The sequence below is a fragment of the Micromonospora sp. CCTCC AA 2012012 genome (genome assembly GCF_040499845.1).
In the GTDB taxonomy this organism is placed as follows: Bacteria; Actinomycetota; Actinomycetes; order Mycobacteriales; family Micromonosporaceae; genus Micromonospora; species Micromonospora mangrovi.
Genome location: NZ_CP159342.1, coordinates 3,089,398 through 3,111,422, shown reverse-complemented (window position 1 = coordinate 3,111,422; position 22,025 = coordinate 3,089,398). Strand labels below are relative to the sequence as shown.

Here is a 22,025-nt window from a genome sequence, read left to right as displayed (position 1 = left end):
CCATGTGGGACCCCACCGCCTATCTGCGTTACGACGACGAACGGTCCCGCCCCTTCCACGACCTGGTCGCCCGGATCCCCGCCGACCGCCCCCGCGCCGTGGTCGACCTCGGCTGCGGCCCCGGCACCCTCACCGTCACCCTCGCGCGGCGGTGGCCGGCGGCCCGGATCGCCGGGCTCGACTCCTCCCCGGAGATGATCGACCAGGCCGCGACCCTGGCCGGCGACGTGGCGTTCGCCGTCGGCGACGTCCGCGCCTGGCACCCCGGGCCGGACGTCGACGTGGTCGTGACCAACGCGGTCCTGCAGTGGGTCCCCGAGCACCGCGACCTGCTCACCCGCTGGGCCCGCGAGCTGCCGCCCGGGGCGTGGCTGGCGTTCCAGGTGCCGGGGAACTTCGCCGCCGCGTCGCACCGGGCGCTGCGCGAGGTCGCCGGGCGGGACCGGTGGCGCGCCACCCTCACCCCGCTGCTGCGGTCCGACCCCGTCGACGACCCGGCCGACTACGCGGCGCTGCTGGTCGGTGCCGGCTGCGCGGTCGACGCCTGGGAGACTACCTACGTGCACCTGCTCCCGGCCGCCGCCGACGCGGACCACCCGGTGCTGAGCTGGATGGAGGGGACGGCGCTGCGCCCCGTGCGCGCCGCCCTGGACGCCGCCGGCTGGGCCGACTTCCGCGCCGAGCTGGGGGTACGCCTCGCGCGGGCGTACCCGGTGCGGCAGGGTCAGGTGTACTTCCCGTTCCGCCGGATCTTCGTGGTGGCCCGCACCGGCACCCGCGCAGAGGAGAACCCGTGACCGATCTGCCCACCTTCATCGCCGGCCTGCCCAAGGTGGAGCTGCACGTGCACCACGTCGGCTCCGCCTCGCCCCGGATCGTCTCCGAGCTGGCCGCCCGGCACGAGGGGCGCAGCCCCGTCCCCGCCGACCCGGACGCGCTCGCCGACTACTTCGCGTTCCGCGACTTCGCCCACTTCATCGAGGTCTACCTCAGCGTCGTCGACCTGATCCGCGACCCGGAGGACGTCTGGATCCTCACCCACGAGGTGGCCCGGGAGCTGGCCCGCCAGCAGGTCCGGTACGCGGAACTCACCGTCACCCCGTACTCGCACGTGCACCGGGGCATCCCCGCGCCGGCGTTCTGCGAGGCGATCGAGGACGCCCGCAAGCGCGCCGAGGCCGACTTCGGCATCGCGCTGCGCTGGTGCTTCGACATCCCCGGCGAGGCCGGGCTGCCCGCCGCCGAGCAGACCCTGCGGATCGCGCTGGACGAGCGCCCCGACGGGCTGATCAGCTTCGGTCTGGGTGGCCCGGAGATCGGGGTGCCCCGGCCGCAGTTCGCGCCGTACTTCGACCAGGCGCGGGCGGCCGGGCTGCGCTCCGTACCGCACGCCGGGGAGACCACCGGCCCGCAGACCGTCTGGGACGCCCTGCGCGACCTCGGCGCCGAGCGGATCGGGCACGGCATCTCCGCCGCGCAGGACCCGGAGCTGCTGGCGTACCTGGCCGAGCGGCGGATCGCGCTGGAGGTCTGCCCCACCTCCAACGTCCGGACCCGGGCGGTCGCCACCATCGACGAGCACCCGCTGCCCCGGCTCGTCGAGGCCGGGGTGCTGGTCGCCATCAACAGCGACGACCCGCCGATGTTCGGCACCACCCTCAACGACGAGTACGCCGTCGCCGCCCGGCTGCTCGGCCTCGGCCCGGACGGGCTGGCCGGGCTGGCCCGTGACGCGGTGACCGCCTCGTTCCTGGAGCCGGTCGAGAAGGCGCGGATCAGCGCCGAGATCGACGCCTACCTGGCGGCCGCGACACGCTGACCGGGCGGGACGGCACCGGCCGCCGGGACACCCGCAGCGGCCGGTGCCGTCGGTGCGCCACGAGTCCGAACCCGACGGTCGCGCCCAGCGCGATGGTCACCAGCACCCGCGGCAGCGGTGCGTCGAGCGCCGGCCGCTCCACCCCGTACGCCAGGACCGGGTCCTGCCACGCGGCGAGGGTGAGGGTGATCCCCAGTCCGATCACGGCGGCCCAGCGGAGCAGCCGGCTGACGGTCGGCGTCATCACGGTCACCTCACGCCCGGGGTGTGGTTCGACGGGGGAGTGGCGCGCGGTGGAGGCCGGGTGTGGGGGGACCGCGACCCCCACCGCGCGCACGGTTCCGTCGGCCGAGGGTCTTACGGGGCGTTCCGGCCGACGGAACTGATGGGTTCGTCGTCGATCCTGTCAGCCGGGACCGGCGGGACCGGCGTCGTTAACCCGGATCTAAGGAAGACTTGCGCCCGCGCACAGCCACGCTCAGCGCGGCCGGGGCCAGCGCCGCCCGCCGGGCTTCGGCTCCCGCGCGTCCCGGGCCATCCGGCCGACCAGACCGAAGCGGTTGACCTGCCGGGGCGTCGCCTCCGGGTCGGCCAGCAGCATCACCACGCTGGCCCCGCCGAGCCGGGCCCGGTCGATGCTCACCGAGCCGTTGGCCTGCAACGCCACCCGCTTCGCGATGTCCAGCCCGAGCCCGGTCGAGCCCTGGTCGCTGGCACCGCGGCGCAGCGCCCGGTCCGGGTTGGCGATGCCGGGGCCGGCGTCGTCGATGCGGATCGCCACGTAGCCGTCCCGCCGGCTCACCGCCACCTCGAAGGCGGTGCCCTGCGGGGTGTAGCGGAACACGTTGCCGATCACCGCGTCGAGGGCGGCGGCCAGCTCGGCGCGCGGCACCGGGGCGGGGATGCGCAGCTGGGCGCCGCTGACCCGGTGCGGACGGTTCTGGTCACCGGCGAGGGCCGCCCAGAACACCATCCGGTCCCGGACCACCTCGCTGACGTCGCACATCGCCGGGCCGGTCTCGTGGGTGACCGCCTTGCGGGTGGTCTTGATCAGCTGGTCGACCTCGCCCTCCAGGGTGACGATCGCCTGCCGGATCCGCCGGATGCCGCGCCGCCGGTCCAGCTCCGCCTCGCTGAACGCCCCGATGCTGGTGTCGTCGGACTCCAGTGCCTCGGCGTCCAGCCGCAGCACGGTCAGCGGGGTACGCAGCCGGTGCGACAGGTCCGCGACCAGTTCCCGCTCGTCGGTCCGGAGCGCGACGAGGCGGTCGGCCATCCGGTTGAAGGCGTGCCCGGCCTCGGCCAGCTCGCGCGGGCCGCTCGGCTCCACCCGGACCGCGAAGTCGCCGTCGCCGACGGCGAGGGCCGCCCGGACCAGGTCCCCGGTCGAGTCGACCGCGCGGGCGGCGACCCGGTCGACCACGATCACCGCCGCGCCGACCAGCGCGACCGCCACGGTGAGCAGCAGCAGCCAGCGCCCGCCGCCGCCCTCGTCGAGCACCGCGTCGGGCACGAAGACCTCGACCACCGCCACCCGGTCGCCGAGCACCACCGGGTCCAGCCGGAGCACGCCCCCGTCGACGTCGGTGACCACCGACCGTCGCTCGGCGGTGGCCCGGGCCAGGGCCGCCGCGTCGGCGCGGCCGGCCGACTCGTCGCCGCCGAGCCCGTGCACGACGGGTCGGGTGGCGGGGTCGTCGCCGGCGGCCGCCACGGCCCGCTGCACGACCGCCGGGTCGGTGCTGACCGCGAGCGCGCCGGTGACCAGCGCGGCCCGCCGGGCCGCGTCGGCGAGCTTCTCCTCGCGGGCCTGGTCGCGCAGGCTGAGCCCGAGCGGGATGAGGAAGGCGAGCGCGAGCAGCGTGCAGATGCCGGCCGTCAGCCAGGCCAGCGTCGGCCTCAGTCCGGCGCCACCAGCCGGAAGCCGACCCCCCGCACGGTGCGCAGGTAGCGCGGCTTCGCCGCGGACTCGCCCATTTTGCGGCGCAGCCAGTACAGGTGAACGTCGATGGTCTGGTCCTCGCCGACCGATGGCTGCCGCCATACCTCCTCCAAGAGTTCCCGCCGGGACACTACCCGGCCGGGACGTGCGGCGAGATACGCCAGCAGGTCGAATTCCTTGCGGGTGAGCGCCAGCGGCTCCCCGTCCAGCAGCGCGCTGCGCTCACCCACGTCCACCCGCAGCCCGCCCACCGTGTGCACGGCCGGCTGCACCGTCCGGCTGGCCCGGCCGGCCCGGCGCAGCACCGTGGTGATCCGGGCGTCCAGGTGGGCGCCGGTGAACGGCTTCACCATGTAGTCGTCGGCGCCGGCCCGCAGCAGGCGGACCACCGACTGCTCGTCGTCGCGGGCGGTGGCGATGATGATCGGCACGTCGGTGATGCCGCGCAGCATCCGCAGCGCGTCCGAGCCGTCCAGGTCGGGCAGGCCGAGGTCGAGCACGACCAGGTCGGGCGTCTCGGCGGCGACCCGGCGCAACGCGTCCAGCGCCGTGCCCACGGCGTGCACGGCGTGTCCCCGGTCGGTGAGGGACCGCAGCATCGCGCCGCGTACGACGTGATCGTCTTCGACCAGGAGCACGGTGGCCACGTCAGCACCGTACTTGGCGTGGCAAGTTGATCGCGTTGCGGCACTCCCCGGAACCGGGCAAGCTGGGACGACGATGACGTTCACCCTCTTCCCCGACACCCGCGAGACCCTGGCCCGCGACAGTCTCGCCGGCCTCTCCGTCGGTGACGCGCTCGGCTCGCAGTTCTTCGTCCCGGGCCGTCGGCCGACCGACCTCGCCGCCGGGCGGCTGCCGCCGCCACCGTGGCAGTGGACCGACGACACCGAGATGGCCTGCTCGGTGGTGGCCGCCCTGGCCGGAACGGGCCGGATCGACCGGGACCGGCTGGCGTTGGACTTCGCCGAGCGCTGCGAGCCGTACCGCGGCTACGGGCCCGGGGCGGTGACGATCCTCCGGCTGATCCGCACCGGCACGCCCTGGCCGGTGGCCGCCGCGTCGGCCTTCGACGGGCAGGGCTCCTGCGGCAACGGGGCGGCGATGCGGGTGGGCCCGCTCGGCGCCTGGTACGCCGACTCCACCCGGCAGGCCGCCGCGCAGGCCCGCGCCGCGGCCGAGGTCACCCACGCGCATCCGGAGGGGATCGCCGGGGCGGTGGCGGTGGCCGTCGCCGCCGCGCTCGCCGCCCGGGCCCGCCTCGACGGCGACCGGCCCGAGCCGGCCCGCTGGCTCGCCGCGGTGACCGCCGCGCTCGACCCGGCCGGCGAGGTGCACACCGGGGTACGCCGGGCCGCCGCCCTGCTCGGCCGTCCGGCCGACGACGCCGCCGCCGCGCTCGGCAACGGTTCCCGGGTGACCGCCCAGGACACCGTCCCCTTCACCCTCTGGGTGGCCGCCACCCACCTGGACGACTACCCGGCGGCGATCCGGGTCTGCGTCGAGGCGGGCGGGGACGTCGACACCACCGCCGCCATCGTGGGCGCGGTGGTGGCCGCGTACACCGGGGTCGGCACGCCGGGCGGCGTGCCGGACGGCTGGCTCGCCGCCCGCGAACCGCTGCCCGACTGGCTGCCCGCCCGCGCCTGACCCGCCGCCGCCTGCCCTGCCCGCACCGGGCCCGGCGGGCCGACACCGGGCCGGCGACGTGGCGGTGTCGGCCGCGCGGGAACGCCGCCAGGGCAGCCCGCCGGTGCCGGGGCGGGCCAGCGGGCGGGGCGAGGTCAGTGGGCGGCGGCCCGGGTGCCGCCGCGCACCGAGAGGACCGGCTCGCCACCGTCGCCGCGGTGGGGCGGCTCGTCCTCCGTGGGGTCGGCGTCGTCGGCCGCCGCGTCGGGGAGGGTCAGCGCGGTGCGGCGCCGACGACTGAACAGCCAGCCCAGCGCCGCGCCGCCGGCCAGCCCGACGAGCAGCCCGCCGCCCAGCAGCAGGTCGGCGCTCGGGCCGTCGTCCGTGTCGGCCGCCGTCCGGGCCGGCGCGTCCGCCGGTGCCTCGGCGGCCGGGCCGTGGCCGCCGTGCCCACCCGCGCCGGGCAGCGCCGGCAGCAGGGTGACCGTCGGGGCCGGGTGCGCCCCACCCGGCGGGTCCGCCCACCGCACCACCGTGCCGTCGGCGTACGTCTGGACCACCTGGAAGGTCAACCGGTCGGTGGCCGGCATCGGGCCCATGCCGAGCGAGAGCCGGGCGGGGCCGCTCGCCGCGTCCGGCACCCGGATCCAGGTCACCGCCTCGGTCACCTGGTCCAGCTCCGGGGCGTGGATCCCGGCGACCGGCCGGTCCAGGGTGCGGGTGGTGATCCGGGGCGCCCAGCCCGGCACCGACAGCGGATAGACCTCGCCGATCGGCGCGTCCGCCGGCATCCGCAGCTCGATCCGGGTGGTCCGGCTGGCGGTCCGCTCCTCGGGCAGCACGACGGCCACCTCCACCGCGTCGCCCTGGTGCACCTCGGCCGGGGAGGTGGAGATCGTCACCTCGGCGGCGTGTGCGGCACCGGGCCAGCTCACCGGCCCCAGCACGGCGGTCAGCAGCAGCGTGCCCGCCCACCGCCGACCCCGACGGGTCATCCTCATGGTCGTCCCCATCCGTCTCGACGCGGCCGGTTCCGGCGCCGGCCACACCCGGTAGTTCGGCCCGGGACGCGGAAAGGTTCAACGCGGGGCCGAACTCGTCCGGGCCACCGACCGGGACAGCGCGGCGCGGCCGACGGGGCGCGGGGGACGCCCGATAGCATCGCAGGAGCCGCTCAGCCGGCACTCGAAGATCCCCATCGACGACAGGAGTCACACCGTGTCCGCACCCCGTATCCCCGTCGTGGCCGACCCCGTCGTCGTCGCCGCCGGGACGACGGCGGCCGACGCGGTGGCCGCGGCCGGCCTGCCGATGACCGGCCCGAAGGCCGTCGTGGTGGTCCGCGACCCGCAGGGTCAGCTGCGCGACCTGGACTGGACGCCGGCGCAGGAGGTCAGCGTCGAGCCGGTGGCCCTCGACTCGCCGGACGGCCTCAACGTGCTGCGGCACTCGACCGCGCACGTGCTCGCCCAGGCCGTGCAGGACGTCTTCCCCGAGGCCAAGCTCGGCATCGGCCCGCCGATCGAGAACGGCTTCTACTACGACTTCGCGGTCGAGAAGCCGTTCCAGCCGGACGACCTCGGCAAGCTCGAGAAGCGGATGCAGGAGATCGTCAAGTCCGGGCAGCGGTTCCGGCGGCGGCGCTTCGGCAGCCTCGACGAGGCCAGGACCGAGCTGGCCGCCGAGCCGTTCAAGCTGGAGCTGATCGACGTCAAGGGGGAGGGGCTGGACTCCTCCGAGGTGATGGAGGTGGGCGGCGGCGAGCTGACCATCTACGACAACCTCGCCGCGACCGAGGACAAGGTCTGCTGGTCGGACCTGTGCCGGGGCCCGCACCTGCCGAACACCCGGCTGATCGGCGCGTTCAAGCTGATGCGCTCGGCCGCCGCGTACTGGCGCGGGTCGGAGAAGAACCCGCAGCTCCAGCGGGTCTACGGCACCGCCTGGCCGACCCGGGACGAGCTGAAGGCGTACCTGAAGCTGTTGGAGGAGGCCGCCCGGCGCGACCACCGCAAGCTCGGTGCGGACCTGGACCTGTTCAGCTTCCCCGACGAGATCGGCTCCGGCCTGGCGGTCTTCCACCCCAAGGGCGGGGTGATCAAGCGGGTGATGGAGGACTACGTCCGCGCCCGCCACATCGAGGAGGGCTTCCAGTACGTCGGGACCCCGCACATCTCGAAGGAGGGGCTCTTCCACACCTCGGGCCACCTGCCCTACTACGCCGACGGCATGTACCCGCCCATGGAGCTCGAGGGCGCGGACTACTACCTCAAGGCGATGAACTGCCCGATGCACAACCTGATCTACCGGTCGCGCGGGCGGTCCTACCGGCAGCTGCCGATGCGGCTGTTCGAGTTCGGCTCGGTCTACCGGTACGAGAAGTCCGGCGTCGTGCACGGCCTGACCCGGGTGCGCGGCCTGACGCAGGACGACTCGCACTCCTACTGCACCAAGGAGCAGGCGCCGGGCGAGATCAAGCACCTGCTCGGGTTCGTGCTGAGCCTGCTGAAGGACTTCGGCATCGACGACTTCTACCTGGAGCTGTCGACCCGCGACGAGAACAAGTTGGACAAGTTCGTCGGCTCCGACGAGGACTGGGCGACGGCGACCGCGGTGCTGGAGCAGTGTGCCCGGGAGACCGGCCTGGACCTGGTGCCCGACCCGGGCGGCGCGGCCTTCTACGGCCCGAAGATCTCCGTGCAGGCCAAGGACGCGATCGGCCGGACCTGGCAGTTGTCGACGATCCAGTACGACTTCAACCAGCCGAAGGGCTTCGGCCTGGAGTACCAGGCGGCGGACGGCACCCGGCAGCAGCCCGTCATGATCCACTGCGCGAAGTTCGGGTCGATCGAGCGGTTCATCGGCGTGCTCACCGAGCACTACGCGGGCGCCTTCCCGGCCTGGCTCGCCCCGGTGCAGGTGGTCGGCATCCCGATCCGCGACGACCACGCCGACTACCTCCAGGAGTTCGTCGGCACGCTGACCCGGCAGGGGATCCGGGCCGAGGTCGACTTCGGCGACGACCGGATGCAGAAGAAGATCCGCAACGCCCAGCAGCAGAAGATCCCGTTCATGGTGATCGCCGGCGACGACGACGTGGCCGCCGGCACGGTCTCCTTCCGCTACCGGGACGGCTCGCAGCGCAACGGCGTACTGACGGCCGAGGCGGTCGCGCACATCCTCGACGTGGTGAACTCCCGCACCAACGCCGGCCCCTCCGCCGAGAGCTGAGCCGCGAGCCGGGGCCCCTTCCGCCGGGAAGGGGCCCCGCCGGCCGCGTGCCCGTGATCGGCGCGGGCACCGGTCGGACCGTAGGATCGGCGGTGTGACTGGGGCGGATCGGCACTTCGACAGCGACACCGGCGACGGCACCGACCGGGGCCCGGACAACGGGCTCGCGGACGGGCTGGAACGGCTCTGGACACCGCACCGGATGACCTACATCTCCGGCGAGGACCGGCCCGAGGGCGGCTACGAGAAGCCGACCGGCTGCCCGTTCTGCCTGGCCCCCGGGCTGCCGCCGGACTCCAGCCTGGTCGTCGCCCGGGGTGAGCACGTCTTCGCCGTGCTCAACCTCTATCCGTACAACCCGGGGCACCTGCTGGTCTGCCCGTACCGGCACGTCGCCGACTACACCGAGCTGGACGCGCCGGAGACCACCGAGCTGGCCGCCTTCACCAAGGACGCCATGCGGGTCGTCCGGCAGGTCTCCAACGCGCACGGCTTCAACCTGGGCATGAACCAGGGCGGCGTGGCCGGCGCGGGCATCGCCGCGCACCTGCACCAGCACGTGGTGCCCCGCTGGGGCGGCGACGCCAACTTCATGCCGGTCATCGGCCGGACCAAGGTCCTGCCGCAGCTGCTCGCCGACACCCGCGACCTGTTCGCCAAGGCCTGGCCGGCCTGACCCGTCCGTTTCGCCGGTGGCCGGACGGCCGGTCCCGTCAGCGCAGCGGCGCGCGGAGGCGGGCCAGCCGGCGGCGGGCGGTGACGCCGCTCGCGGCCACCGTCGCGGCGAGCTCCGCGCGGGCCGCGAGCTGCCGCAGCCGGCGCTCCACCATCCGGTCGCCGTGCCGGGCGATCCAGACGCAGAGCGCGGCGAGCGGCAGCTCCACCAGCGCGGCCAGCGCGATCGACAGCGCCAGGTCGGGCCCGCCCGGGGTGGTGACGACGTCGAACCAGGCGTCCACCAGCAGCATGGTGGCGGTGCCACCGGCGGCGGGCACCACCAGCCGGTGGCCCCGGTACGCGTACCAGGCGGTCAGCGCGAGCATCGCCACCAGGCCCAGGTCGAACCCCACCCACGCGGCCCGGTAGTGCACGGTGACCGTGTGCCGGGGAAGGGTGAACGCCAGATAGCCGATCCAGGGCAGGGTGAGCAGCGCCAGCAGCCCGAACACGGGCGCCACCCAGCGGGGCGCCGGCCGTACCTCGGTCGCCCGGATGATCTGTTCCGACGTGCTGGTCATCGCGCCCTCCGGCAGCGGTAATGCCTCCCGGGCCCGGCCACCAAACGTACGCCGGGCGGCGAGGTCTCGCGCCGGGCTCTACGATTCCGCGCATGGCGTTGCTGCACCGGGCGGAGATCAGCCCCACCAAGCTCGAACTCCTGGCGGCGTGGCTGCCGGGCCGGCGCTGGTTCCACGGGCCGGCGGGCGCCGAGGTGGTCCGGGTGGCGGCCTTCCGCTTCGACGACCCGGCGGGCGAGGTCGGGATCGAGACGATGCTGGTCCGCGCCGGGGACGGGCCGGTGCACCAGGTGCCGCTGACCTATCGCGGGGCGCCGCTGGCGGGGGCCGACGGCTGGCTGGTCGGCACCACCCACCACTCGGTGCTGGGTGAGCGCTGGGTCTACGACGGCTGCGGCGACCCGGTCTACGTGGCGGCGCTGGCGGAGGCCATCCTCGCCGGCACCGGCCAGTCGGCGGAGTTCTTCGAGGTCGACGGCGAGCGCCGCTACCGCGAGCCGAGCATGACCGTCACCGGCACCGGTGGGGGCGGGGCCCCCGCGGTGGGCGCGCCCCGCCGGGTGGTGGACGCCGACCCCGCGCTGATCCTGACCGACACCGTCGAACTGGTCGTCCGGCGTCGCCTGGACGACGAGGAGGAGCGGGTCGGCGTCGCCGCGCTGACCGGCGCCTGGCCGGGCCGCGCCACGCCGACGCCCCTGGCGTACGCCGTCCCGCGCTGACCGGCGACCGGCGGTCACCCGCCGGTCGGGTCCGCCGCGAGCTGCGCCGCGAGGGTGGCCGCCAGCTCCGGCCAGCTCTCCACCCGGTGTACGCCGGCCTGCTCCACCCCCGTCACCTCGCCCTCCCGTGCGCCCAGCAGATAGCGGTGCGGCACGGTGTCGAGGCAGGTCAGCACGTCCAGCCGGTCGTCGACGAAGTGGGTCAGCCCCAGCCGCGCCGCGATCGGCCCCTTCTCCGGCCGGGTACGGCAGAAGTACAGCCGGTCCGGGCCGATCCCGGTCCGGGTGTGGAAGTCGTGGTGGGCCAGCCACTGCCGGGTGCGCTCCTCGGTCGGCTCCGTGCACTTCGACACCACGTACGCCTCGTCGAAGCGGGGCACCAGCGCGGCCAACGCCTCGAAGACCCCCGCCAGCGGGGGCGTACGCAGGTAGTCCGGTCCGAAGAAGGAGGTGTCGTCGTCGCCGGCGGTCCGTTCGATGATGACCCCGCCGACGTCCACCCCGAGCCGTCTCATGTGGTCGATCATGCACCAGGGGTGACGTTCCCGCCCTGCATCCTCGGCGAGGTGACAGGATGCGGCGATGGCAGTCACCACGCGGACGTTGGGCCGCAGCGGTATCGAGGTCAGCGCGCTCGGCATGGGCTGCTGGGCGATCGGTGGACCGTGGGCGGAGGCCGGCCGGCCGCTCGGCTGGGGCGCGGTCGACGACGAGGAGTCGGTCCGCGCGGTACGCCGGGCGCTGGAGCTCGGGGTGAACTTCTTCGACACCGCCGACACGTACGGGGCGGGGCACGGCGAGCGGATCCTCGGCCGGGCGCTCGCCGGCCGCCGCGACGAGGCGGTGATCGCCACCAAGTGGGGTTACACCTTCGACGAGGTCACCCGGGAGGCGACCGGCGAGGACGCCTCCCCGGCGTACCTGCGCCGGGCGGTGACCGACTCGCTGCGCCGGCTGGGCACCGACCGGATCGACCTCTATCAGCTGCACCTGGGGGACCTGCCGGTGCCCCGGGTCGAGGCGCTGGTCGGCACGCTGGAGGAGCTGGTCGCCGACGGGCTGGTCCGGGCGTACGGCTGGAGCACCGACCGGGCCGACCGGGCGGCCGCGTTCGGTCAGCTCGCCCCCGGTGCCAGTGTCGTGCAGCACGGCCTGTCGGTGCTGCGGGACGCGCCGGCCATGCTGGCGGTCTGCGACAAGCACGACCTGGCCAGTGTGGCCCGGGGCCCGCTCGGGATGGGCCTGCTCACCGGCAAGTACGGCACCGACTCCACGTTGCCCCGCGACGACATCCGGGGGACCGCGCCGACCTGGCTGGAGTGGTTCCGCAGCGGCCGGCCCGCGCCGGAGTGGCTGCGTCGGGTGGCCGCCGTGCGGGGTGCGCTCACCGCCGACGGTCGGACCCTCGCCCAGGGCGCGCTGGGGTGGATCTGGGCGCGCAGCGACCGCGCCGTCCCGATCCCCGGCGCCCGTACGGTCGCCCAGGTCGAGGAGAACGCCGCCGCGCTGGCCCGGGGCCCGCTAGCCCCTGACCACTTCGCCGAGGTGGAACGCCAACTCGCCGCGCTCCGCACCGCCGCCCTCCGCGACGCCGACCGCCCCCACTGGCCCATGCCCCCCGTCCCCACCGCCCGCCCCTGACCCACCCACCCACCCACCCCCCTCCACCCGCTCCGGCCGCGCAGATTCGCGGAAAGCGTGGTCATTCCGCCTCGGGAAGCCACTCTTTCCGTGAATTTGCGCGCAGGGCGGCGGCGGTGCGGGTGCGGTGGTGCGGGTGCGGGTGCGGGTGCGGGGGTCAGGGGTGGGTGGGGTGTTCCTTGCGGGCCTGGTCGGCGAGGTGGGTGGGCATCGGGTCGTAGCGGGCGAACTCGCGGCGGAAGGTGCCGGCGCCGGCGGTCATCGAGCGCAGCTCGACGGCGTAGCGGAGCAGCTCGGTGGCGGGCACCTCGGCCCGGACCAGGGTGCGGCCCTCCGCGTCCGGGTCCGGTTCGGTGCCGAGCACGCGGCCCCGCCGGCCGGAGAGGTCGCCCATCACCGCGCCGACCGAAGGGTCGGGCACCCGGACGGTCACCTCGTCGACCGGCTCCAGCAGGGCCGGCTGCCCCTTCTCGGCGGCGTCGCGCAGCGCGAGGGCCCCGGCGGTCTGGAAGGCCGCGTCGGAGGAGTCCACGCTGTGCGCCTTGCCGTCGACGAGGGTCACCCGCAGGTCCACCACCGGGAACCCGGCGACCAGGCCGCGCTCCATCTGCGCCCGGACGCCCTTCTCCACCGACGGGATGTAGTTGTGCGGCACCGCACCGCCGACGACCTTGTCGACGAACTCGAAGCCGGCGCCGCGCGGCAGCGGCTCGACCTCGATGTCGCAGACGGCGTACTGGCCGTGGCCGCCGGACTGCTTGACGTGCCGGCCGTGCCCCGTGGCGGCGGCGGTCAGGGTCTCGCGCAGCGCCACCCGTACCGGCTCGGTGTCCAGCTCGACGCCGCCGGCCCGCAGCCGGTCGAGCACCACGTCGGCGTGCGCCTCACCCATGCACCAGAGCACCAGCTGGTGGGTCTCCGGGTTGCGCTCCAGCCGCAACGTCGGGTCCCCGGCGACCAACCGGCCCAGGTTCCGGGCGAGCGCGTCCTCGTCGGCCCGGCTCTTCGCCACGATCGCCACCGGCAGCAGCGGCTCGGGCATCTCCCAGGGGGCGATGAGCAGCGGCTCGTCCCTGGCGGAGATGGTGTCACCGGTCTCCGCGCTGCCCGACTTGGTGATCGCGCACAGGTCGCCGGCCACGCAGGCGGTCACCTCGCGCAGCGTCGCGCCGAGCGGCGTGTAGATGTGCCCGACCCGCTCGTCGGCGTCGTGGTCGGGGTGCCCGCGCTCGGCCATCCCGTGACCGGAGACGTGGACGACCTGGTCGGGACGGAGCGTGCCGGAGAAGACCCGGACCAGGGAGACCCGGCCGACGTGCCGGTCGACGGTGGTCTTGACCACCTCGGCCACCAGCGGGCCGGCCGGGTCGCACTCCAGCGGCGGGCGGGGTGAGCCGTCCACCCCGGTGATCTCCGGCAGCTCGTGCTCCAGCGGGGAGGGGAAGGCCGACACCAGGCCGTCCAGCAGCACGTCCAGGCCCACGCCGGTCGCCGCGCAGACCGGCACCACCGGATAGAAGTGCCCCCGGGCGACCGCCTTCTCCAGGTCGGTGACCAGCACCTCGGTGTCGATCTCCTCGCCGCCGAGGTAGCGGTCCATCAGGGTCTCGTCCTCGCTCTCGGCGATGATCCCCTCGATCAGCTCGTCGCGGGCCTCCTGGATGGCCGGCAGGTGCTCCGGGTCGGGTTCCCGGATCTCGGCCGGCAGCCCGCCGGTGTAGTCGAAGACCCGCCGGGTGATCAGGCCCAGCAGGCCGGCGACCGACTCCCCGTCGTCGCCGAGCATCGGCAGGTGCAGCGGCAGCACGTTGTCGCCGAAGACCCGCTGGCAGAGCGCCACCGACTCGTCGAAGTCGGCGCGCGGGTGGTCGAGCCGGGTCACCGCGACGGCACGGGGCATGTCGACGGCGGCGCACTCCTCCCAGAGGGCGGCGGTGGCGGCGTCCATCCCGTCGACCGCGGAGACCACGAAGAGCGCGGCGTCGGCGGCCCGCAGGCCGGCGCGCAGCTCGCCGACGAAGTCGCCGTAGCCGGGGGTGTCCAGGAGGTTGACCTTGACGTCGGCGTGCACCAGCGGGGCGCAGGCCAGGCTCACCGAGCGCTGCTGGCGGACCGCCGCCGGATCGTGGTCGCAGACCGTGGTGCCGTCGGTGACGGTGCCCGCCCGGCCGATCGTGCCGCTCGCCGCGAGCAGCGCCTCGACCAGCGTGGTCTTGCCGGCGCCGGAGTGCCCCACGAGCACCACGTTGCGGACCCTGCCGGGCTCGGTCACCACCGGCGCTCCGCCGGTGACACCCTTCTCCTGATTTTTCTGCGCCATGGCGGCGCACCTCCCTCAGCCGGTGGTGGTGGAACCGCCGCGCGCGACGGGGAAGCGGGCCCGGGCGGGGTGCCGCGGCGATATCCTCCGGTGCTCTCCTGGACGACGGGCATGCGGACGGGTGGTCCGGTGAACTGGCTCACCTCCCACGGTCGATCTCACACCCGTCGCCCACCACGCACAAGCCTGCCGGACGGCTCGGCACCACCGGCCGTATCGCCCTGGACTGCCGGCCGATATCGTGGGACCGCCATGGCGAAGATCTTCCAAGTGACGGCCCGCGCGGGGATGACCCGCGTCGTGGAGCCGGTCGCGCGCGGACTGCTCCGCGCGGGTGTGTCCCCCAACGCGGTCACCGTGACCGGCACCGTCGGCGTGCTCGTCGGCGCCCTCGGCTTCGGCGCCCGCGGCCACCTGGTCGCCGGAGCGCTGATCGTCACGTTCTTCGCGCTGACCGACCTGCTCGACGGGACGATGGCCCGGATGAGCGGCGGGTCGACGCGGTTCGGCGCGTTCCTCGACTCGAGCATGGACCGGATCGCCGACAGCGCCGTCTTCGGCGCGGTCGCGTACTGGCTGGCCACCCAGGGTGACCACGCCGGGACGGCCGCCGCGCTGATCTGCCTGGCCGCCGGCGGGCTGGTCTCCTACGTCAAGGCCCGCGCCGAAGGACTCGGCATGACCTGCAACGTGGGCATCGCCGAGCGCACCGAGCGGCTGCTCATCGTCGGGGTGGGCGGTCTGCTCACCGGCTTCGGTGTGCCGCTGGCCCTGGAGATCGCGCTCTGGCTGCTGGCCGCCGTCTCGATCTTCACGGTCGGGCAGCGGATGGCCCACGTGTACCGGCAGGCCCAGCTGGTCGGCCGGGAGTGAACCTCACCGAGCTCGGCTACGTCGCCGGTTGGCGCCTGGTCCGCGCGCTGCCCCGGCCCGTGGTGGCCGCGGCCTTCCGGGCGGGCGCCGACCGCGCCGCCCGGCGCCCCGGCGGGGGTACGGCCCGCCTGCGCGCCAACCTGCGTCGGGTGGTCGGCCCGGAGCTGCCCGAGGCCGAGCTGGACGCGCTGGTCAGGCGAGGCCTGCGCTCGTACGCCCGCTACTGGCTGGAGGCGTTCCGGCTGCCCGCGCTGAGCCGCCGGCAGATCCTCGACGGGTTCCGCCTCGACGGGGCGGAGCTGCTCGCCGCCGACGTGGCGGCGGGTCGGGGCGCGGTGGTGGCGCTGCCGCACGCCGGCAACTGGGACGCCGCGGGCGCCTGGGTGGCGGCCACCGGCTGGCCGATCACCACGGTCGCCGAGCGGCTCAGGCCGGAGGGCCTCTACGAGCGGTTCCTCGCCTTCCGGCAGGGTCTCGGCATGGAGATCCTGCCCACCCACGGTGGTGACCGGCCGGCCTTCGACGTGCTGGTGGACCGGCTGCGCTCGGGCGCGGTGGTGCCGCTGCTGGCCGACCGGGACCTCTCCGCCCGGGGCATCGAGGTGGACTTCTTCGGTGGCCGTACCCGGATGCCGGCCGGGCCGGCCCTGCTGGCGATCCGCACCGGCGCCCCGCTCTACGTCGCCTCCCTCTGGTACGAGCCGGAGACCGCCCGCGCCGCCATCGAGGGGCCGCTGGAGCTGCCCGACCCGGCCAGCGGGCCGCTGGACCAGCGGGTCCGGGTGCTGACCCAGCGGATTGCCGACGGTCTGGCGGCGGGCATCGCCCGGCATCCGGAAGACTGGCACATGTTGCAGCGGATGTGGCTGGACCAGCGGGCGGCCACCGACGGCGGTGTCCCGGCGACACCGCCGGCCACCACCGGGACGATCTGAGGAAGGGCGTCGTGAGCGCGAGGAGCGCAGCACAGCGGAGCCCCGCGGTCACGGACGAGGGGTACTGACGTGCGGATCGGCATCGTGTGCCCGTACTCCTTCGACGTCCCGGGCGGGGTGCAGAACCACGTCATGGACCTGGCCGAGGCGCTGCTCGGACTGGGGCACGAGGTCAGCGTCCTCGCCCCCGCCGACGAGGAGTCGACGCTCCCGCCGTACGTGGTGTCGGCGGGGCGGGCGGTGCCGCTGCCGTACAACGGGTCGGTGGCCCGGATCGCGTTCGGGCCGGTCTCCACGGCCCGGGTGCGGCGGTGGATCACCCGGGGCGACTTCGACGTGCTGCACGTGCACGAGCCGCTGACGCCCAGCCTGTCGATGCTCGCCGTGCTCTGCTCGCGGGGCCCGGTGGTGGCGACCTTCCACACCGCGATGACCCGGTCCCGGGTGCTGTCGGCGGCGCAGGGGCTGTTGCAGATCCTGCTGGAGCGGATCACCGCCCGGATCGCGGTGAGCGCGCTCGCCCGCAAGGTGCAGGTCGAGCACATGGACGGCGGGGCGGTGGAGATCCCGAACGGGGTGACCGTGGCGAAGTTCGCCGGGGTCGAGCCGTTGCCCGGCTGGCCGGGGGAGTGCGGCCCGGGCAGCGGCGGCACGCTCGGCTTCCTGGGCCGGTTCACCGAGCCGCGCAAGGGCTTCCCGATCCTGCGGGACGCCTTCGTCGCGCTCGCCCCGCACCGGCCGGGGCTGCGGCTGCTGGTGGCGGGGCCCGGTGACCGGGACGACCTGTTCGACCGGTTCCCGGCGCCGCTGCGGGACCGGGTCACCTTCCTCGGCCTGGTCTCCGAGGCGGACAAGGCGCGCATGCTGCGCAGCGTGCACCTGTACGTGGCGCCGAACACCGGCGGGGAGTCGTTCGGGATGATCCTCACCGAGGCGCTCGCCGCCGGCACCACCGTGGTGGCGAGTGACCTGGACGCGTTCCGCCGGGTGCTCGACGGTGGTCGGGCCGGTCGGCTCTTCCCGACCGGGGACGCGGGCGCGCTGGGTACCGTCCTGGCGGAGCTGCTCGACGACACCGACCAGCGGGCGGCGCTGACCGCCTGCGGGGACCAGGTGGTGGCGAATTTCGACTGGCCCGTGGTCGCCCGCCGGGTCCTGGAGGTGTACGCGGCGGCGATCGAGGCCACCGACGGCCGGGTCATCGACCAGGAATGGGTGGGGCTGGGCTGAGCCGGGTGGCCGGTGGGGCCGGTGTGACGAACGCGTCGGCGACCTGCCGCGCGGGAGACCGGGCGGGAACGGAGCAGCACTACGATGCCGGGCATGTGGTGGACGGTGGGCGCGGTCGTGGTCGTGGGGCTGCTCTCGGCGTACCTGAACTGGACGGCCGGGCGGGTCCGGCGGCTGCAGGACCGGGCGGAGTCGGCGGCGCGGGCGCTCGACGCGCACCTGCTGCGCCGCGCGGCGGCCGCCGCGGTCCTGGCCGAGCAGCGGTTCGGCGTCGAGCTGTACGCGGCCGCGCGGATGGCGCTGGACGCCGGGCCGCAGGAGCGGGAGACGGCCGAGAACGACCTGACCCGGCAGTTGCGGGTGGTGGCGCTGGACCCGGCCGACCCGGTCTGCGAGGCGGTGATCGCGGCCAGTCGGCGGCTCGCCCTGGCCCGACAGGTGCACACCGACCTGGTCCGGGACGCGCGGTCGGCGCGCAGCCGACCGCTGGTGCGGGTGTTGCGGATGGGACGCGGCCGGGAGTGGCCGCGCTACTTCGACATCGACGACCCGATCCTGGTCGTGCCGGCCGACGTCACCACCGGCTGAGCGGGGACCCTCCCGACCTGCCGTGACCCCGGCCACAGAGCAGGCCACCCGGGGTCTGATTGGCTGTCGGAGCGGCGTTGCCGAGGTCGTAGCATTTTTCGCAGCCACCCCCCGCGCACGTCCAAGGAGCGATGACCCGTGCCCGAATCCACCTCCCCGAACTCCGACGCCACGCCCGTGATCGGCACCGCCCGCGTCAAGCGGGGCATGGCCGAGATGCTCAAGGGCGGCGTGATCATGGACGTGGTCACCCCCGAGCAGGCGAAGATCGCCGAGGACGCCGGCGCCGTGGCCGTCATGGCGCTGGAGCGGGTGCCCGCCGACATCCGCGCCCAGGGCGGGGTGTCCCGGATGAGCGACCCCGACATGATCGACGGGATCATCGAGGCCGTCTCGATCCCGGTGATGGCCAAGGCGCGGATCGGCCACTTCGTCGAGGCGCAGGTCCTCCAGTCGCTCGGGGTGGACTACGTCGACGAGTCCGAGGTGTTGACCCCGGCCGACTACGCCAACCACATCGACAAGTGGAAGTTCACCGTCCCCTTCGTCTGCGGCGCGACCAACCTGGGCGAGGCGCTGCGTCGGATCACCGAGGGCGCGGCCATGATCCGCTCCAAGGGCGAGGCCGGCACCGGTGACGTCTCCAACGCCACGATGCACATGCGGAGGATCCGGCAGGAGATCGCCCGGCTGTCCGCGCTGCCGGCCGACGAGCTCTTCGTCGCCGCGAAGGAACTCCAGGCGCCGTACGAGCTGGTCAAGGAGGTCGCCGAGACCGGCAAGCTGCCCGTGGTGCTCTTCACCGCCGGTGGCATCGCCACCCCGGCCGACGCCGCGATGATGATGCAGCTCGGCGCCGAGGGCGTCTTCGTCGGCTCCGGCATCTTCAAGTCCGGCAATCCGGCCCAGCGGGCCGCCGCGATCGTCAAGGCCACCACCTTCCACGACGACCCGGACGTGCTGGCCAAGGTCTCCCGTGGGCTGGGCGAGGCGATGGTCGGCATCAACGTCGACGAGATCCCGCAGCCCCACCGGTTGGCCGAGCGCGGCTGGTGACGTCAGGGGGCGGGGGCCGCCGCCCGGCGGCCCCTGCCCACCACATCCGGAGAAGGAGCGAAGAGTGACGGCACCCGTCATCGGCGTGCTCGCCCTGCAGGGCGACGTCCGGGAGCACCTGGCCGCCCTGGCCGGCGCCGGCGCGGACGCCCGCCCGGTCCGCCGCCCGGTCGAGCTGGACGCCGTCGACGGCCTGGTCATCCCCGGCGGCGAGTCCACCACGATCAGCAAGCTCGCCGACATCTTCGAGATGCGGGAGCCGATCGACAAGCGGATCGCCGGCGGCATGCCGGTCTACGGCTCCTGCGCCGGCATGATCATGCTGGCCGACGAGGTGCTCGACGGCCGCCCCGACCAGCGCGGCTTCGCCGGCATCGGGATGACCGTCCGGCGCAACGCGTTCGGCCGGCAGGTCGACTCGTTCGAGGCCGCGGTGGAGATCACCGGGGTCGAGGGGGAGCCGTTCCACGCCGTCTTCATCCGCGCGCCCTGGGTCGAGCGGGTGGGGCCGGGCGTCGAGGTGCTGGGCCGGGTCACCGACGGTCCCGCCACCGACCGGATCGTCGCGGTCCGGCAGGGCAACCTGCTGGCCACCTCGTTCCACCCGGAACTCACCGGTGACCTGCGGCTGCACCGACTCTTCGTGGACCTGGTGCGGGCCGCGTCCTGACCCGCGGGGACGCTTCGGCGCCGCCCGCGCCGACACCCCACCGCGGACGGGTGTGACACCGCTGCATCCCGCCTCGGTAGGATTGCCCCCGGTTCGGCTGGGCTCACCGCCCGCCGCAGCCCTCCATCCGACCGGCCGCCGGTCCTGGCGTGGAGTTGGCGCGGGCAGTCGACGCAGGCGTGGGTCAACAGACGGAGGTATGAGATGTCCGGCCACTCAAAGTGGGCGACCACCAAGCACAAGAAGGCCGTGATCGACGCCAAGCGCGGCAAGATGTTCGCCAAGCTGATCAAGAACGTCGAGGTCGCGGCCCGGACCGGCGGTGGTGACCCGGCGGGCAACCCGACGCTCTACGACGCCATCCAGAAGGCCAAGAAGAACTCCGTCCCGAACGACAACATCGACCGGGCGGTCAAGCGCGGCTCCGGCCTGGAGGCCGGCGGCGCCGACTGGCAGACCATCATGTACGAGGGTTACGGCCCGAACGGCGTCGCCATGCTCATCGAGTGCCTCACCGACAACCGCAACCGGGCGGCGACCGAGGTGCGTACCGCGCTGACCCGTAACGGCGGCTCGCTCGCCGACGCGGGCTCGGTGTCGTACATGTTCTCCCGCAAGGGCGTGGTGATCGTCCCCAAGGCGGGCACCAGCGAGGACGACGTGATGATGGCGGTCCTCGACGCCGGTGCCGAGGAGGTCAACGACCTCGGTGAGGCGTACGAGGTGGTCTCCGAGCCGACCGACCTGATCGGTGTGCGCACCGCCCTCCAGGACGCCGGCATCGAGTACGAGTCGGCCGAGTCCTCCCTCATCCCCAGCATGAACGTGCCGCTGGACGCCGACGGCGCCCGCAAGGTCTTCAAGCTGATCGACGTCCTGGAGGACTGCGACGACGTGCAGAACGTCTACGCGAACTTCGACGTCTCCGACGAGGTGATGGCGGCCGTCGACGCCTGATCCGGCCGACGGCGACGACATCGGCCCCCGCACGTCGCGCACGCGGCGTACGGGGGCCGGTGTCGTTCCCCGGTCCCGATCCGTCGGGGGCCGCCCTGCCCCGTGCCGGGACGGCCCCCGACGGATCGGTTCCGGTCACCCGGCGGCGTAGCGGCGCGCGACCGCGTCGAAGGCCGCCTTGCGGCGTCGGCCGCCGTCGGGCAGCACCGCCACCAGGCCGTAGCCGGCGGCGTCCAGGTCGTACGCCGGCTCCGCGTGGTGCGGATAGCTGAACGCCGCGTACGTGAAGACGAAGGCCCCCTCGACGCCCGCGGCGTCCGCCGCGTCGAGCAGCGCGCCCACCTCGCCGGCCTGGGCGGCCTCGTCCCGGGTCACCGGCTCGCGCAGCCGGGGCGGGTCGACGCCCCGGTCGACCACGGTCCACGCCGTGGCGCCGCGTCGTGCGGCCCCGGCGTAGGTGGCGCAGCCCAGCTCGGTCAGCACCACCGGGCGCCCGTGCCGGTGCCGTTCGCTGATCGCCCGGGCCCACTCGTCCAGCGGCTCCCCGCTGCGGTAGTGGTCGACGCCCACCCGGTCGAACGGTCTCCAGTCGACGGCCTCGAAGTCGGCCGACGCATAGGTCACCGGGCCGCGGAAGTGCTCCCGGACGGTGCGGGCGGCCCGGCGGAGGTGGCGGTTGAGCGCCCAGGTGAAGGGCCCGTGCCGCAGCGTGCTGCGCAGCAGCCGGGCCGGGCTGCCCATGGTGGCCATCCGCTCGGCGGCGGTCGCGCCGCGTACGATGCCGCGCTGGAACAGCGTCGCCTCCCAGCCGGCCACCAGCACCACGTCGGCGCCCTCCGCCCGCAGCCGCTCGCCCTCGGCCGCGCAGGCCGCCAGGTGGCCCAGCGCGGCGGCCGGTCCGGGGTCGCCGAGCGCGGGGGAGAGCCAGACCGCGAGGCCGGCCTCGGCGGCCGCCCGGGCGGCCAGGCCGAGCCGGTCGAGGTCCTGACCGACCAGGCGTACGGCGGTGGCGTGCAGCCCGGTGGCGATCTCCCGGAGGTCGGTGCGCACCTCCTCAGGGTCGAAGTCGGGTCGGGAGGGTCGGCCCCGCAGCACCTCGACGCCGGTGTCGTAGACGACGCCCCGGATCCGCATCCCCGCTCCCCGTTCCCCTGCTGGAAAAGCCCCGCCGACG

The 22,025-nt window shown here is 74.6% G+C and carries 22 protein-coding genes; 14 read left to right on the top strand and 8 right to left on the bottom strand.

Annotation, left to right across the window (positions count from 1 at the left end; all coding sequences use genetic code 11):
• The first annotated feature begins 2 nt into the window (after window positions 1-2).
• Both ABUL08_RS13425 and ABUL08_RS13420 read left to right on the top strand, forming a co-directional pair.
• The gene (locus ABUL08_RS13425) at window positions 3-797 is read left to right on the top strand and encodes a trans-aconitate 2-methyltransferase (RefSeq protein WP_350937976.1); all 795 of its coding nucleotides are present in this window, start codon (window positions 3-5) and stop codon (window positions 795-797) included.
• On the top strand, window positions 794-1,819 hold the full coding sequence (locus tag ABUL08_RS13420; protein WP_350937974.1) for an adenosine deaminase: 1,026 nt from the start codon (window positions 794-796) through the stop codon (window positions 1,817-1,819). The genes ABUL08_RS13425 and ABUL08_RS13420 overlap by 4 nt, the downstream gene beginning before the upstream one ends.
• On the opposite strand, the gene ABUL08_RS13415 is transcribed toward ABUL08_RS13420, so the two are convergent.
• The 3 genes from ABUL08_RS13415 to ABUL08_RS13405 form a co-directional block, all read right to left on the bottom strand.
• Entirely contained in the window at window positions 1,776-2,063 is a 288-nt protein-coding gene (locus ABUL08_RS13415) for a hypothetical protein (protein ID WP_350937972.1), read from the bottom strand. The two genes, ABUL08_RS13420 and ABUL08_RS13415, sit on opposite strands and share 44 nt — an antisense overlap.
• Window positions 2,064-2,297: 234 nt before the next feature.
• Window positions 2,298-3,689: a HAMP domain-containing sensor histidine kinase gene (locus ABUL08_RS13410; RefSeq protein ID WP_350938615.1), complete on the bottom strand. Its 1,392-nt coding sequence runs from the start codon at window positions 3,687-3,689 to the stop codon at window positions 2,298-2,300.
• 29 nt (window positions 3,690-3,718) lie between these two features.
• Complete coding sequence (locus ABUL08_RS13405; protein WP_109800074.1) at window positions 3,719-4,408, bottom strand: response regulator transcription factor; 690 nt, start codon at window positions 4,406-4,408, stop codon at window positions 3,719-3,721.
• Window positions 4,409-4,481: 73 nt separating this feature from the next.
• On the opposite strand from ABUL08_RS13405, the gene ABUL08_RS13400 reads away from it, so the two are divergent.
• Window positions 4,482-5,411 (top strand): ADP-ribosylglycohydrolase family protein, encoded by a 930-nt coding sequence (locus ABUL08_RS13400; protein WP_350937970.1) that lies wholly within the window; start codon window positions 4,482-4,484, stop codon window positions 5,409-5,411.
• A 134-nt stretch (window positions 5,412-5,545) separates the two neighbouring features.
• Here ABUL08_RS13400 and ABUL08_RS13395 read toward each other — a convergent pair whose 3' ends face one another.
• Window positions 5,546-6,391: a DUF1775 domain-containing protein gene (locus ABUL08_RS13395; RefSeq protein WP_350937968.1), complete on the bottom strand. Its 846-nt coding sequence runs from the start codon at window positions 6,389-6,391 to the stop codon at window positions 5,546-5,548.
• A 217-nt stretch (window positions 6,392-6,608) separates the two neighbouring features.
• Between ABUL08_RS13395 and thrS the strand changes: the two genes are divergently transcribed.
• Together thrS and ABUL08_RS13385 are read left to right on the top strand one after the other, a co-directional pair.
• Entirely contained in the window at window positions 6,609-8,621 is a 2,013-nt protein-coding gene (gene thrS / locus ABUL08_RS13390; protein ID WP_350937966.1) for a threonine--tRNA ligase, read from the top strand.
• A 94-nt stretch (window positions 8,622-8,715) separates the two neighbouring features.
• Entirely contained in the window at window positions 8,716-9,297 is a 582-nt protein-coding gene (locus tag ABUL08_RS13385) for an HIT family protein (RefSeq protein WP_377522015.1), read from the top strand.
• 37 nt (window positions 9,298-9,334) lie between these two features.
• Here ABUL08_RS13385 and ABUL08_RS13380 read toward each other — a convergent pair whose 3' ends face one another.
• Window positions 9,335-9,859, bottom strand: coding sequence for a hypothetical protein (locus tag ABUL08_RS13380; RefSeq protein WP_350937964.1), 525 nt, complete (start codon window positions 9,857-9,859; stop codon window positions 9,335-9,337).
• Between the two features lie 92 nt (window positions 9,860-9,951).
• Here ABUL08_RS13380 and ABUL08_RS13375 point away from each other — a divergent pair, with 92 nt between their 5' ends.
• Entirely contained in the window at window positions 9,952-10,581 is a 630-nt protein-coding gene (locus ABUL08_RS13375) for a CG0192-related protein (protein ID WP_350937962.1), read from the top strand.
• A gap of 14 nt (window positions 10,582-10,595) precedes the next feature.
• Here ABUL08_RS13375 and ABUL08_RS13370 read toward each other — a convergent pair whose 3' ends face one another.
• Window positions 10,596-11,096 carry a hypothetical protein gene (locus ABUL08_RS13370; RefSeq protein WP_350937961.1) on the bottom strand — a complete coding sequence of 167 codons (501 nt, stop codon included), beginning with the start codon at window positions 11,094-11,096 and terminating at the stop codon, window positions 10,596-10,598.
• Between the two features lie 67 nt (window positions 11,097-11,163).
• On the opposite strand from ABUL08_RS13370, the gene ABUL08_RS13365 reads away from it, so the two are divergent.
• Window positions 11,164-12,222: an aldo/keto reductase gene (locus ABUL08_RS13365; protein ID WP_350937959.1), complete on the top strand. Its 1,059-nt coding sequence runs from the start codon at window positions 11,164-11,166 to the stop codon at window positions 12,220-12,222.
• Window positions 12,223-12,379: 157 nt separating this feature from the next.
• On the opposite strand, the gene ABUL08_RS13360 is transcribed toward ABUL08_RS13365, so the two are convergent.
• Window positions 12,380-14,542: an elongation factor G-like protein EF-G2 gene (locus ABUL08_RS13360; RefSeq protein ID WP_350937958.1), complete on the bottom strand. Its 2,163-nt coding sequence runs from the start codon at window positions 14,540-14,542 to the stop codon at window positions 12,380-12,382.
• Between the two features lie 252 nt (window positions 14,543-14,794).
• Between ABUL08_RS13360 and pgsA the strand changes: the two genes are divergently transcribed.
• From pgsA to ABUL08_RS13325, 7 genes are all read left to right on the top strand, one after another.
• Window positions 14,795-15,415 (top strand): phosphatidylinositol phosphate synthase, encoded by a 621-nt coding sequence (gene pgsA, locus ABUL08_RS13355; protein WP_350937956.1) that lies wholly within the window; start codon window positions 14,795-14,797, stop codon window positions 15,413-15,415.
• Window positions 15,412-16,350, top strand: coding sequence for a phosphatidylinositol mannoside acyltransferase (locus ABUL08_RS13350; protein ID WP_350937954.1), 939 nt, complete (start codon window positions 15,412-15,414; stop codon window positions 16,348-16,350). The genes pgsA and ABUL08_RS13350 overlap by 4 nt, the downstream gene beginning before the upstream one ends.
• A gap of 69 nt (window positions 16,351-16,419) precedes the next feature.
• On the top strand, window positions 16,420-17,580 hold the full coding sequence (locus ABUL08_RS13345; RefSeq protein WP_350937951.1) for a glycosyltransferase family 4 protein: 1,161 nt from the start codon (window positions 16,420-16,422) through the stop codon (window positions 17,578-17,580).
• Between the two features lie 84 nt (window positions 17,581-17,664).
• Window positions 17,665-18,168, top strand: coding sequence for a hypothetical protein (locus ABUL08_RS13340; RefSeq protein WP_350937949.1), 504 nt, complete (start codon window positions 17,665-17,667; stop codon window positions 18,166-18,168).
• Window positions 18,169-18,306: 138 nt separating this feature from the next.
• Window positions 18,307-19,224, top strand: coding sequence for a pyridoxal 5'-phosphate synthase lyase subunit PdxS (gene pdxS / locus ABUL08_RS13335; protein ID WP_350937947.1), 918 nt, complete (start codon window positions 18,307-18,309; stop codon window positions 19,222-19,224).
• Between the two features lie 64 nt (window positions 19,225-19,288).
• Entirely contained in the window at window positions 19,289-19,894 is a 606-nt protein-coding gene (gene pdxT, locus ABUL08_RS13330; protein ID WP_350937946.1) for a pyridoxal 5'-phosphate synthase glutaminase subunit PdxT, read from the top strand.
• Window positions 19,895-20,098: 204 nt separating this feature from the next.
• Window positions 20,099-20,851 carry a YebC/PmpR family DNA-binding transcriptional regulator gene (locus tag ABUL08_RS13325; protein ID WP_350937944.1) on the top strand — a complete coding sequence of 251 codons (753 nt, stop codon included), beginning with the start codon at window positions 20,099-20,101 and terminating at the stop codon, window positions 20,849-20,851.
• Window positions 20,852-20,986: 135 nt separating this feature from the next.
• On the opposite strand, the gene ABUL08_RS13320 is transcribed toward ABUL08_RS13325, so the two are convergent.
• Window positions 20,987-21,985 (bottom strand): hypothetical protein, encoded by a 999-nt coding sequence (locus ABUL08_RS13320; protein WP_350937942.1) that lies wholly within the window; start codon window positions 21,983-21,985, stop codon window positions 20,987-20,989.
• Between the last annotated feature and the right edge of the window lie 40 nt (window positions 21,986-22,025).